This window comes from Frigoribacterium sp. PvP032 (assembly GCF_017833035.1).
Classification (GTDB): Bacteria; Actinomycetota; Actinomycetes; order Actinomycetales; family Microbacteriaceae; genus Frigoribacterium.
On sequence record NZ_JAFIBM010000001.1, the window covers coordinates 2,617,823 to 2,629,067 of the forward strand.

Below are 11,245 nucleotides of genomic sequence, written 5' to 3' on the forward strand. Positions count from 1 at the left end.
CATCTCGGCCTAGAGTGGTCGGTGTGACCATCGACACCGCTCGTCCCTGGCTGGCCTCCTACGCTCCCGGCGTCCCGCACGACATCGAGCCCGTCACGGGCTCCCTCCTCGACATCGTCGAGGGGACGGCTGCCGAGTACCCGAAGGCCGTGGCGCTCGAGTTCTTCGGCGCGACCACCACGTACGCCGAGCTCGTCGACCAGGTGACGCGTGCCGCCGAGGGCCTGCGCAAGCTCGGCGTCCGGCACGGCGACACCGTCGCCCTGGTGCTGCCGAACAGCCCCCAGCACGTCGTGGCGTTCTACGCGGTGCTGCGCCTCGGGGCGATCGTCGTCGAGCACAACCCGCTCTACACGCCGCGCGAGCTGCGCCACCAGTTCGAGGACCACGGCGCGAAGATCGCCATCGCGTGGGACAAGGTCGTCGGGACCCTGCAAGATTTTCCGTCCGACGTGGCCCTCGACTCGATCGTGTCGATCGACGTCACGCGCGGCATGCCCCTCGCCACGCGCACCGCCCTCCGCCTGCCGATCAAGAAGGCCCGTGAGTCCCGCGACCGGCTCACCACGACCGTCCGCGGCACCGTCCCGTGGGAGAAGATCGTCGGGTCGTCCCGCATCAAGGCGAAGCACCCCCGGCCGGACACGTCCGACCTCGCGGTCATCCAGTACACGAGCGGCACCACCGGCACGCCGAAGGGCGCCCAGCTGACGCACGCGAACCTGCTCTCGAACGCGGCACAGTCCCGCGCCTGGGTGCCCACGATCACGCGCGGCGACTGCACGGTCTACGCCGTGCTGCCGATGTTCCACGCCTACGGCCTCACGCTCTGCCTCACCTTCGCGATGAGCATGGGCGCGCGTCTCGTCCTGTTCCCGGCCTTCGATCCGGCCCTCGTCCTCAAGGTGATGAAGAAGCGGCCGCCGACCTTCCTGCCGGCGGTCCCGCCCATCTACACGCGCCTCCGCAAGGCCGCCGACGACGCCGGGGTCTCGCTGAAGGGCGTCGAGGTCGCGATCTCGGGGGCCATGCCCCTGTCGGCCGAGGTCGTCGAGCCCTGGGAGGAGCAGTCGGGCGGCTGGCTCGTCGAGGGCTACGGCCTCTCGGAGTGCTCGCCCGTGCTGATGGCCAACCCCGTCGGCCCGACCCGTCGCGCCGGCACCGTGGGCCTGCCGCTGTCGAGCACCGAGGTGCGCGTCGTCGACCCCGAGGACCCGACCGTCGACGTGCCTGCCGGCGAGAGCGGCGAGCTGATCGTGCGCGGCCCCCAGGTGTTCAGCGGCTACTGGCGCAAGCCCCAGGAGTCGAGCGAGGTCTTCGTCGACGGCGACTGGTTCCGCACCGGCGACATCGTCACGATCGACCCTGACGGCTTCGTCCGCGTCGTCGACCGCATCAAGGAGCTGATCATCACCGGCGGCTTCAACGTCAGCCCGTCCGAGGTCGAGGAGGTGCTGCTCCGTCACGAGGGAGTCGCCGAGGCCGCGGCGGTCGGCCTGCCGTCCCCCGGCGGCGAGCAGGTCGCGGCCGCGATCGTGCTGCACCCGGGTGCCGAGGTCGACGTGCAGGCGCTCCGCGCCTTCGCGCGGCAGCACCTCACGCCCTACAAGGTGCCGCGTCGCATCGTCGTCGTCGACGAGCTGCCGAAGTCGCTGATCGGCAAGGTGCTGCGCCGCAAGGTGCGGGACGAGCTCGCCGACCGCTGAGCCGGCTCGACCCGACGTCGCCGCCGTGGCGTCGCCGACCGGCGCTAGCCTCGACGGCATGACCATCGACGCTCTGCCCACCAGCACGCCCTCCGCCGAGGGGATCGACGCCGCCGGCGTCGAGGCCTTCCTCGACGGGCTCGAGTCCACGCCCGGCGTCGAGCCGCACAGCATCGTGCTCGTGCGCCACGGCTCGGTCGTGACGCAGGGCTGGTGGGCACCGTACTCGGCCGACCGGGTCCACCTGCTCTACTCGCTCAGCAAGAGCTTCACCTCCACCGCGGTCGCCCTCGCCGTCGACGAGGGCCTGCTGGGCCTCGACGACACGGTGCTCAGCCACTTCCCCGAGCTGGACGCCGACGTGACCGACCCGCGCAGCCGGTCGATGCGCGTCCGGGACGTGCTCGCCATGTCGAGCGGCCACCACGCAGAGGCCCTCGGCCGCGCGCTCGAGGCCGACCCGGCCGACCTCGTCCGCGGGTTCCTCCTCACGCCGCCGGAGGCCGAGCCCGGCTCGGTGTTCGCCTACAACCAGCCCTGCACGTACGCGGTCGCCGCGATCGTGCAGCGCGCCTCCGGCCTGTCGCTCACCGAGTACCTGCGCCCCCGGCTGTTCGAGCCGCTCGGCATCGGGCACGCGAGCTGGCAGCGCGACGGCAGCGGCCGCGAGATCGGCTTCAGCGGCCTGCACGCTCAGACCGAGGCCGTGGCGCTGCTCGGCCAGCTGTGGCTGCAGCGCGGCATGTGGCAGGGCCGGCAGCTGCTGCCCGTCTCCTACGTGGACGAGGCGACCCGCGTGCAGGTCGCGAACCCCGACGAGGCGAACGCCGACTGGAGCCAGGGCTACGGCTTCCAGTTCTGGATGGCCCGGCACGGCTGGCGCGGCGACGGAGCCTACGGCCAGTTCTGCGTCGTGCTGCCCGAGCACGACGTCGTGCTCGCCCTCACCGGCCAGACGGTCGACATGCAGGCCGTCCTCGACCTCGCCTGGCAGCACCTCCTTCCCGCCTTCGACAGCCCGGGCGACGCGGCGGCCGACGACGCGCTGGCCCGCCGGACGGCCGCACTGGGGCTGGCACCGCTCGAGGACGAGGCGAACGGGTCTGCGGAACTCCGCGCCGCCTCCTTCGCGCCGACGTCGTCGAGCGAGCAGCCGTCGCTGACGTCGGTCGAGGTCGCAGGCGACGGGGCGTCGTGGCGCCTGCTGCTGCACGAGGGCGACGACGTGCTCGACGCCGAGGTGGCCCTCGGCACGTGGACCGTCACCGACGCCCTGGCGGTCACCGCTGCCCGGCGCGGCTCGGCGCTGCACGTCGACGTGGTGTTCGTCGAGACGCCGCACCGTCTGCACCTCGTGCTCGAGGGCGGCGCCGCCGACGTCCGGTGGGAGACGACGCCGCTGCACGCGCCGGCGCTGAGCCAGCTGAGGGCCCCGCGCGACGGCGAGACGGCCCCGCTCTAGCTAGGCGAGACGCGGTCGCGCAGGCGGCCCTCGGCCAGCCACGCCAGGCGCCGCAGGGTCTCCCGGTTGCGGATGCCGAGGGCCGGGTCGAGGACGGCGTCGGGGACGAGCGCGCCCGGCCCGGTGACCGCCTCCTCCTCCATCACGACGAGGCAGCCGCCGGTACGTTCGAGGACGGTCAGCGTCACCTGCGCCTCGCCGAGCGGCCAGCCCCTCGCCCGGAGGACCGCCCGGTGCGGCGGGTGCCACACCAGCACGCTCGTGGTGTCGTCGACGACGAGCGGCCAGACGCCGAACGAGTGGTGGATCCGCGCCCCGACGGCCGGCCACGTGAGCTCGACGTCGCGGATGCGCGAGGCGCCCACCACCCAGCTCGGGTAGAGCCAGCCGTCGCTCAGCACATCGAAGACGTCGCGCGGCGACGCCTCGAAGAACCTCTGATCGCGGCTCACTGGGTCGCCCCTCCGTCGGGCCCCAGCCGGGGCAGGTGGTCGATCCCGAACTCGTGGCGCAGCGCGCTCAGCGCTGCGTAGGCGCCTCCCATGCCGTGCACCGACGGGCCGGGGGGCACGGACGAGGAGGCGAGGTACGTCCCGGGGACCGGCGTGCGCCACGGGTCGGTCGAGACCACCGGACGGGCGATCAGCTGGCGCATCGTGGGCGCGCCGGAGGCGATGTCTCCCCCGACGTAGTTCGGGTCGTGCTCCTCGAGGTCGGACGCCGTGTGGGCGCGCGAGGCGAGCACGAGGTCGCGGAAGCCGGGAGCGAACCGCTCGATCTGCTGCGTGACGGCCTCGGTCATGTCGACGGTGCTGCCGTTCGGCACGTGGGCGTAGGTCCAGAGGGCGTGCTGCCCGGCGGGCGCCCGGGTGTCGTCGACCACGCCGGCCTGCACCGCGAGCACGAACGGCTCTGCGGGGTGCACGCCGCGGGCGACGTCGCGCTCTGCGCGGGCGACGGCGGCGCGGTCGCCGCCGAGGTGCACGGTCGGCGTGCGGCGGAGCTCCTCCGCCTGCCAGGGCACGGGACCGCTGAGGGCGAAGTCCACCTTGGAGGCGCCTCCCCCGTACCGGAACCGCTCGAGCCGGCGTCGGTACCCGGCCGGCATCTCGTCACCCGCGATCGCGATCAGCTGCTTCGGCGTCACGTCGAGCAGGCGCACGGACGCGTCGAGCTGGCGGAGGCTCGTGACCTCCACGCCGGTCTCGATCACCCCCCCGTGTGCTGTCAGGTCGTCGGCGAGCGCGTCGGCGATCGCCTGGCTGCCGCCGCGGGGCACGGCCCAGCCGACGCCGTGGCCGTGCACCGCGAGGGCGAGGCCGGCAGCGGACGCGCTGAGGCTCGGCATCGGGCGGATCGCGTGGGCCATCACGCCTGCCAGCAGTGCCCGCGCCTCCTCGGTGCGGAGCCCGGCGTCCCACCACGGGCCGGCCTGGTGCAGGATGCGCAGGCCGAACTCGAGGGTCGTCCCGAGATGGCGCGGCACCTGGAGGATCGGCGAGAGGGTGAACTGCGACAGCTCGGGCTCGAGGTCGACCAGGCGGGAGAACATCCGGTGCCAGGTGGGCCCGTCGACGCCGAGGCCGTCGACGGTGCGGTCGAGGTCGCGGTACGCGACGCCCGCCGTGCCGCCGTCGAGCGGGTGGCCGTACGAGACCTCCGGCACGATCATCTCGACCCGCTGCTGCAGCCCCCAGCGACGGAAGAACCCGGAGGCCATCGCCATGGGGTGCACGGCAGAGCAGATGTCGTGACGGAACCCCGGCAGGGTCAGCTCGGCGGTGCGGGTGCCGCCGCCGATGGTGTCGGCCCGCTCGAGCAGCTGCACGCGCAGCCCTGCCCTGGCGAGGACGACCGCCGCGGAGAGGCCGTTCGGCCCCGCCCCGACGACGACCGCGTCGAACGCCGCCGTCACGGGCGGCGCCTGCTGCCGGCGACGGCCCGCACCAGGGCTGCGCCCGCGCCGACGGCGCCGGCCGCGGCGAGCGCGTAGCTGACGCCGCGGTTGCGGGTGTACCAGACCTGGGGGCTCGTCGAACGGGCCTGGTCGTCGAAGATGCCGTGCGCGCCGTGGTCTCCGGCGACGGGGCTGTACAGGTTGTCCGGCCACATCGGCTCCGACTTCTCGGGCGCCTGCTGGCCGCTGTAGCCGGTCTTCGCGAGGTAGACGTCGAGCCAGTTCGCCACGAACCGGTTGCCGAGCACCGTCATGACGGTCGGCTCCCCGATCCACGAGCGTCGACGCGGCTTGTCCGCGACGTCGGCGATGGCGCGCGCGCCGACCTCGGGCTGGAAGATCGGCGGCACGGGCTTCGGGTGCTCGGGCAGGCGCGACCGGACCCAGTTGAACTGGATGGTGTTCAGGGCCGGCATGTCGACGGTCGAGATGACGACGCTGCTGCCGTTGTGGATCAGCTCGGTGGTGACCGACTCGGTGAAGCCCTGCACGGCGTGCTTCGAGGCGCAGTATGCGGCCTGCAGCGGGATGCCGCGGTGCGCGAGCGCAGAGCCGACCTGGATCACGTGCCCCTTGTCCCGCGGTGTCATCCGCGACAACGCCGCACGTGTGCCGTTGACGAAGCCGAAGTAGTTGACCTGGGTGGCGCGCTCGAAGTCGTCGGGGTCGGTCTCGAGGAACTCCCCGAAGACGCCCACCATGGCGCAGTTCACCCAGAGGCCGATGTCGCCGAGCTCAGCCTCGACGCGCGTCGCCGCGGACTCGACCTGCTCACGGTCGGCGACGTCGGTCGAGAGGCCCAGGGCCCGTCGACCGGCGGCACGGACGTCGGCGACGGCGCCGTCGAGCCCTTCCTGACCACGCGCGAGCACGGCCACGTCCCAGCCCCGGTCGGCGAGCTCGCGCACCACGGCCCGGCCGAGACCCGCACTGCCCCCCGTCACGACGGCGATGCGAGAGATGGTGGGGTCGAGCTTGCTCATGGGTCTCCTCAGACGGTCTGCGACGGGGTCGTCGGGGTGCGGGTGGTCGACGGTAGTCCTGGTCGGGACTCCTGCTCAGATGTCGAAGTCGCCGAAGTCGCCGCCACCGCCGAAGTCTCCTCCGCCGAACCCGCCTCCGAAGTCTCCTCCGCCGAAGTCGCCTGCCGCGCCCGGGTCGCCGCCGGTGGCGTCGCCGCCTGCCAGCTGCGGATCGGAACCTGCGTCGGCGCCGGCGTCCGCACCTCCGTCGGTGCCCCCGTCGCCGTCCGGACCGGCGTCGCCCGCGTCGCCGCCGTCAGCCGTCGCGTCGCCGCCGTCGGGCAGGAACGAGCTCACGAGAGCCGAGCCGATGACGTAGCCGGCGACCGTGCCGAGCAGCGAGCCGCCGATGATCGACCCCATGCCGAGGCCTGCGCCAGGTCGGCCCTGTGCCTGGCCGCCAGCGCCCTGCGCGCCCGGCTGGCCGCCTCCCAGGGTCTGCTCGAGGGTGCCGGGGCGACGCAGCTCGGAGCGCGTGGCCGCCTGCGCCAGCGAGCCCGCGTCGTCGCCGCGGGGCTGCTCGCCCTGGGGCGACTGCCGGCTGAGCTCGTCGAAGACCGTGCGGCGCTGCTCGGGCGTCAGCGTCGCGAACGCCTCGGCGTGCACCTGCTCGATCGTCTCCGGCGGCGCGGTGCGGAGCAGGTAGCGGTAGCGCTCGACGGCGATCTCGTCGTCGGTCCGCTGACCGGCCTGCTGCGGGGCACGTCGCTGATCAGCCTGCGGCGCCGTCTGCTGCTGCTGCGGGACGCCGCCCTGCGGGTCGTCGCGTCCGAGGAGCTTGTCGAGGAATCCCATGGTGTGCCGTTCCTTCCGGTCGCCCGGGTGCCTCCCGGGCCTCCGACAGTACGGACGACCCGCTCGGCGCGCCTGGACGGGTCGTGGGGATCCGCTCCGAGCGCGCCTCGGTGCGGGGTCAGCCCTGGGGCCGCCCGGCCCTGCGGCGTCGGCGGACCGCCCGGACGACGAGCCAGACGACGACGCCGGCGATCGCCGCGTAGACGGCGTAGTCGAGGTACTTCGCGTAGCGGTCGATCAGCTCGTACTGGGTGCCGAGGGCGACGCCCAGCCCGATCAGGAGCGTGTTCCACAGGCCGCTGCCGATGATCGTGAACAGCGAGAAGGTGACCAGCGGCATCCGGTCGGCACCCGCGGGCAGCGAGATCAAGCTGCGCACACCGGGGATGAACCGTCCGAAGAACACCGCCGACCGCCCGTGACGGTGGAACCAGCCGGCGGCGGCGTCGAAGTCCTCGCGGTCGACGAGCGGCAGCTTCGAGAGCCAGCGGATGCTGCGCTCGAGGCCGAGCACGGCTCCCAGCCAGTAGAGGACCAGGGCGCCGACGTACGCACCGAGCGTGGCCGTGGCCACGAGGAGGACGACGTTCATGTCGCCGCTGCCCGCGAGCGCGCCGGCCAGCGGCAGGATCAGCTCGCTCGGGATCGGCGGGAAGACGGTCTCGACGAACGTGAGCAGGCCGACGCCCCACTCGCCGGCGGCGTCGATGACGCGTGAGGCGATGCCGACGATCCCGTCGCTCTCGGTCAGCGAGCCGGGCGCACCGGAGGCGGTCGAGGCAGCGGGAGCAGCGAGGAGGAGCGGGCTGGCGGCGATGGAGGTCATGGGTCCCTGGGTCGGTTCGTGGCCCGTGAGGGCTCGGATCGGCTCGTCGAGCATGGCAGGGACGGCTGGGGACAGCCCCGGACTCTGCACATCGTGCACGACCGCCCCGCACCTGCACGCGGGGACACGACCGGACGAGGAGTGTCCGTGTCGGGGGTGCACTGTAGGTTGGCTCAGACCGCTCCGCTCGTCCGAGTCTCGGTGCGGCACGGACGACAGGAACGAACGGGTACACCATGGGATCGTTGATCTACGGCACGTCGAGCATCGAGATCGAGTTCGACGACAGGACGCTCGAGCACCTCCAGATCGTGATCGCCACCAAGCTGCGACGACGCGAGTCGTTCTTCTTCTCGTGGCGCGACACGCTCAAGGTCGGCGACGGCCGCAGCAGCATCTGGCTCGACGCCGGCATCCCGCTGTACTTCAAGTACTCGGGCGGCCGTGTGCCGACGATCAGCCGCGAGTGGCTGGCGGAGCTGACCGCCTCCTCCAACAGCTCGTCCGGGCTGGTGCTCACCGACGAGCCGAGCCTCGACAACTCGGCCAAGCGCAAGTAGCGGCCGCCGGCCGCTGGGCCGCTGGCTGGTCCCTCAGCGACGCGAGCCGCGTGCGCGACGGCCACGAAGCCTCGCGAGCGCTCGCCAGCCCAGCAAGAAGGTCCCGAGCACCACGACCGTGACGATCACGAAGCTCACCGCGGTGCCCTGACCGCTGATCACCCTCAGCACCATGCCGACGACCACCGTGGCAGGCCACACGAGCAGGCCGGAAGTCAGGGCGGGCAGCGACCGCCCTCGCACCAGCACCAGCGCCCACCCCACGACGAGACCGGCGGCGAAGGGCCACAGCGTGGTCAGCACCCCGACGAGCGCGGAACCCTCGTCGTGGCTGCGGCGCCCGATCAGGACGAACGCGACCACGAGGACGAGATCGGCGACGAAGGCCCACCACGGCGACCTGCGCGAGGTCATCGGGGCTGCTCCAGGGTGCGCGACAGCTCCGCGAGGAGGTCGTCGACCTGGGGCTCGACGAGACGCGCCAGCGCCTCGGCGATCCGCTCGCGATGGCCGGCGACGGCGAAGCAGAGCGCCGTGCCGACCGCTTGCGCGTGCTCGTCGGCGAGGGCCAGCTCGCGACGGAGGGCCTGCTTGGCCTGCTCGGTGAACTCCGGCTCGGCCGCCGCCTCCTCGTCGGTCCCGCCCGCAGGAGGCGCGTCCTCGGCTGCGAGGCCCGCCAGCGTGAACAGGAACGGCTGGGTCGGGTCGGGCTCGGGGTCGACGTCCAGGCCGTCGAACTCCGGCGCCAGGTCGGCCTCAGGTCGGTACCCGTCGGGCTCGCCCGCGGCGGCGCGTCGCAGCTCGCGGTCGACGAGGGGCAGGTTGCGGGTCGTGTAGGTGTCGACCTCGGCGTCGACGATGTGCCGGAGGCGGTTGAGCAGCGCGTGCTGGACGGCGTGCGGCACGTCGTGGTCGAGCCCCGCGGCGATCGCGACCGGGGAGCCGAAGCAGGTGCGGCAGACCCGGGTGCGGCCGCGGGCGGTGCCGATCCGCCAGCGCGGCAGCCAGCGCAGCCAGGCGTCGACCGCCCCGCGCACCTGCCCCTCGATCGAATCGGCCATGCGACGAATCTAGGGCGCGGAGCCGTCCGGGGGCCGCTGCCGTCGGGCGATTCCCGCAGCTCCGCCGTCGCAGGGATCAGGAACGAGCCCGGACGCAGTCCTGATCCGTGCACGGCTCAGGACGATCGTGCCCCTCCTCGCGGGGATCAGGACAGGTGTTCCTGAATGAGGAGGAGCGTAACAGCAGGGCGTCAGTCGACCGTGACGAAGTCGATCAGCTGCTCGACGCGGCCGAGCAGGGCCGGCTCGAGGTCGCCGAACGTCCGCACACGGCCGAGGATGCGCTGCCACGCGGCGGCGATGTCGGCCTGGTCGTCGTGCGGCCAGCCGAGGTGCTCGCAGATGCCGTGCTTCCACTCGACCGAGCGGGGAACGGTCGGCCACGCCTCGAGCCCGAGGCGGCCCGGCTTGACGGCCTGCCAGACGTCGACGAACGGGTGCCCCACGACGAGCACGTGCGCGCCGGACGGCCCCCGGGCGATCGACTCCGCGATGCGGCTCTCCTTCGACCCGGTCACGAGGTGGTCGACGAGCACGCCCACCCGGCGCGTCGCGGTCGGCCGGAACTCGGCGAGCACCTCGGCGAGGTGGTCGACGCCCTCGAGGTACTCGACGACGACGCCCTCGACCCGCAGGTCGGCGCCCCACACCTTCTCGACGAGCTCGGCGTCGTGCCGCCCCTCGACGAAGATCCGGCTCTCGCGCGCGACCCGCGCCCTCGCCCGGTCGACCGCGAACGAGCCCGACGCCGTCCGGGCGCGGCCCTGCGGCGTGGCCCTGGGCACCCGGAGCGCGACGGGCGAGCCGTCGATCAGGAACGACCCGCCGAGCGGGAACGCCCGCACGCGGCCCTTCCAGTCCTCCAGCTCGACGGTGCCGGCCTCGACCCGCACGACCGCTCCCGTGAAGCCGCTCCGCACCTCCTCGACGACGAGGTCGCGGACGGCGTCGGTGGGCGTGGGCGCCGCCGGGGCCGCGCGCTTCTTCCAGTCGCCGCTGAGCACGTCGTGTCCGTATCGATCGTCATCCACGGGGCGGTCCTCCTCGGTTCGGTCGGGGCTGGTAGGGGCGAGGCGGGCCCTTGCCGTCGGGATCGCCGCCGGTGGCTCGGCTGGTCGTCGGCCGGCGTGCCGGCGCACCTCGCGACGGCACGGGCGTCGTCGCGCGCGGGCCGGGAGCGGCTCGTGCCGGCGTCGCGGTCCCGGCACGGGCAGGGGTCGTCGCGCGGGCGGGCGTCACGGCGGGCCGGGCGACGGCGGCCGGGCCCTCGGCGTCACCCGCGGCCCCGGACCTGGCAGCCGCCGTCGGGGCGACGTCGCCGTCCACGGCGAAGCCGAGCCCGAGGGCCCACGCGAACCCGCCGACGACGGTCAGCACGTAGAGGCCCGAGACGAGCAGCGGCAGCCACCAGGTCGCGAGCGGACCGTCGCCCTGACCGCCGATCGCCAGCACCACGAGGGCCGTGACGAACCAGACGGCCGTCGCGAACGCGCGTGCAGCCCAGCGCGCCAGTCGCAGGCGCAGCTCCCGACGGTGCGGCTGCGCCTTCCAGTGCTCGGCGTGCGGCACGAGCAGGTGCCGCACCGGCGTCCACGCGAGCGCCGCCGCCGTCACGAGCCACGCCAGCACGAGGCCGACGAGCAACGAGGAGGCGATCAACACGAGATCGGAGCGGCTGGCAGCCAGCCCCGTGGCCCCGTCCCGGAGGTGCACGACCGTCACGCGGTCGGGCAGCAGCTGCGAGGCGGTCACGAGCACGAGCGCCGCCGCGGCGAGGGCGAGGCCCATCGGAGCGGCGGCACGGAGCAGAGGCGGCACGGTCATCGCGACCGGGCCGCCTCTGCGGCGTCGAGGTG

The 11,245-nt window shown here is 73.6% G+C and carries 12 protein-coding genes; 3 read left to right on the plus strand and 9 right to left on the minus strand.

The window, feature by feature from the left end:
• Positions 1 to 23: 23 nt before the first annotated feature.
• Both JOE35_RS12020 and JOE35_RS12025 read left to right on the plus strand, forming a co-directional pair.
• Complete coding sequence (locus tag JOE35_RS12020; RefSeq protein ID WP_307803065.1) at positions 24 to 1,706, plus strand: long-chain-fatty-acid--CoA ligase; 1,683 nt, start codon at positions 24 to 26, stop codon at positions 1,704 to 1,706.
• A 58-nt stretch (positions 1,707 to 1,764) separates the two neighbouring features.
• On the plus strand, positions 1,765 to 3,168 hold the full coding sequence (locus tag JOE35_RS12025; RefSeq protein ID WP_209561263.1) for a serine hydrolase: 1,404 nt from the start codon (positions 1,765 to 1,767) through the stop codon (positions 3,166 to 3,168).
• Here JOE35_RS12025 and JOE35_RS12030 read toward each other — a convergent pair.
• The 5 genes from JOE35_RS12030 to JOE35_RS12050 form a co-directional block, all read right to left on the minus strand.
• Entirely contained in the window at positions 3,165 to 3,620 is a 456-nt protein-coding gene (locus JOE35_RS12030; protein ID WP_209561264.1) for an SRPBCC family protein, read from the minus strand. The two genes, JOE35_RS12025 and JOE35_RS12030, sit on opposite strands and share 4 nt — an antisense overlap.
• Entirely contained in the window at positions 3,617 to 5,083 is a 1,467-nt protein-coding gene (locus tag JOE35_RS12035; RefSeq protein WP_209561265.1) for an NAD(P)/FAD-dependent oxidoreductase, read from the minus strand. Before JOE35_RS12035 ends, JOE35_RS12030 begins: the two co-directional genes overlap by 4 nt.
• Positions 5,080 to 6,108 (minus strand): SDR family oxidoreductase, encoded by a 1,029-nt coding sequence (locus JOE35_RS12040; RefSeq protein ID WP_245186106.1) that lies wholly within the window; start codon positions 6,106 to 6,108, stop codon positions 5,080 to 5,082. Before JOE35_RS12040 ends, JOE35_RS12035 begins: the two co-directional genes overlap by 4 nt.
• Before the next feature lie 75 nt (positions 6,109 to 6,183).
• Positions 6,184 to 6,942 (minus strand): hypothetical protein, encoded by a 759-nt coding sequence (locus JOE35_RS12045; RefSeq protein WP_209561266.1) that lies wholly within the window; start codon positions 6,940 to 6,942, stop codon positions 6,184 to 6,186.
• Positions 6,943 to 7,060: 118 nt separating this feature from the next.
• Complete coding sequence (locus JOE35_RS12050; protein WP_209561267.1) at positions 7,061 to 7,768, minus strand: DedA family protein; 708 nt, start codon at positions 7,766 to 7,768, stop codon at positions 7,061 to 7,063.
• A gap of 236 nt (positions 7,769 to 8,004) precedes the next feature.
• Here JOE35_RS12050 and JOE35_RS12055 point away from each other — a divergent pair, with 236 nt between their 5' ends.
• Positions 8,005 to 8,328, plus strand: coding sequence for an ATP-dependent DNA ligase (locus JOE35_RS12055; protein ID WP_209561268.1), 324 nt, complete (start codon positions 8,005 to 8,007; stop codon positions 8,326 to 8,328).
• Between the two features lie 33 nt (positions 8,329 to 8,361).
• On the opposite strand, the gene JOE35_RS12060 is transcribed toward JOE35_RS12055, so the two are convergent.
• The 4 genes from JOE35_RS12060 to JOE35_RS12075 all read right to left on the minus strand — a co-directional run bounded on the left by JOE35_RS12060 (position 8,362) and on the right by JOE35_RS12075 (position 11,213).
• Positions 8,362 to 8,742 (minus strand): DUF3054 domain-containing protein, encoded by a 381-nt coding sequence (locus JOE35_RS12060; RefSeq protein WP_209561269.1) that lies wholly within the window; start codon positions 8,740 to 8,742, stop codon positions 8,362 to 8,364.
• The gene (locus tag JOE35_RS12065; protein ID WP_209561270.1) at positions 8,739 to 9,389 is read right to left on the minus strand and encodes a spermidine/putrescine ABC transporter substrate-binding protein; all 651 of its coding nucleotides are present in this window, start codon (positions 9,387 to 9,389) and stop codon (positions 8,739 to 8,741) included. The genes JOE35_RS12060 and JOE35_RS12065 overlap by 4 nt, the downstream gene beginning before the upstream one ends.
• Positions 9,390 to 9,580: 191 nt before the next feature.
• The gene (locus JOE35_RS12070) at positions 9,581 to 10,420 is read right to left on the minus strand and encodes a DUF3097 domain-containing protein (RefSeq protein ID WP_209561271.1); all 840 of its coding nucleotides are present in this window, start codon (positions 10,418 to 10,420) and stop codon (positions 9,581 to 9,583) included.
• On the minus strand, positions 10,413 to 11,213 hold the full coding sequence (locus JOE35_RS12075; RefSeq protein WP_209561272.1) for a hypothetical protein: 801 nt from the start codon (positions 11,211 to 11,213) through the stop codon (positions 10,413 to 10,415). Before JOE35_RS12075 ends, JOE35_RS12070 begins: the two co-directional genes overlap by 8 nt.
• Positions 11,214 to 11,245 lie beyond the last annotated feature (32 nt).

Excerpts from the sequence above, each read along its gene's own strand:
- JOE35_RS12025 (WP_209561263.1), top strand. The coding sequence starts at position 1,765 with ATGACCATCGACGCTCTGCCCACCAGCACGCCCTCCGCCGAGGGGATC.
- JOE35_RS12040 (WP_245186106.1), bottom strand. The coding sequence starts at position 6,108 with ATGAGCAAGCTCGACCCCACCATCTCTCGCATCGCCGTCGTGACGGGG.
- JOE35_RS12045 (WP_209561266.1), bottom strand. The coding sequence starts at position 6,942 with ATGGGATTCCTCGACAAGCTCCTCGGACGCGACGACCCGCAGGGCGGC.
- JOE35_RS12050 (WP_209561267.1), bottom strand. The coding sequence starts at position 7,768 with ATGACCTCCATCGCCGCCAGCCCGCTCCTCCTCGCTGCTCCCGCTGCC.
- JOE35_RS12055 (WP_209561268.1), top strand. The coding sequence starts at position 8,005 with ATGGGATCGTTGATCTACGGCACGTCGAGCATCGAGATCGAGTTCGAC.
- JOE35_RS12060 (WP_209561269.1), bottom strand. The coding sequence starts at position 8,742 with ATGACCTCGCGCAGGTCGCCGTGGTGGGCCTTCGTCGCCGATCTCGTC.
- JOE35_RS12065 (WP_209561270.1), bottom strand. The coding sequence starts at position 9,389 with ATGGCCGATTCGATCGAGGGGCAGGTGCGCGGGGCGGTCGACGCCTGG.
- JOE35_RS12075 (WP_209561272.1), bottom strand. The coding sequence starts at position 11,213 with ATGACCGTGCCGCCTCTGCTCCGTGCCGCCGCTCCGATGGGCCTCGCC.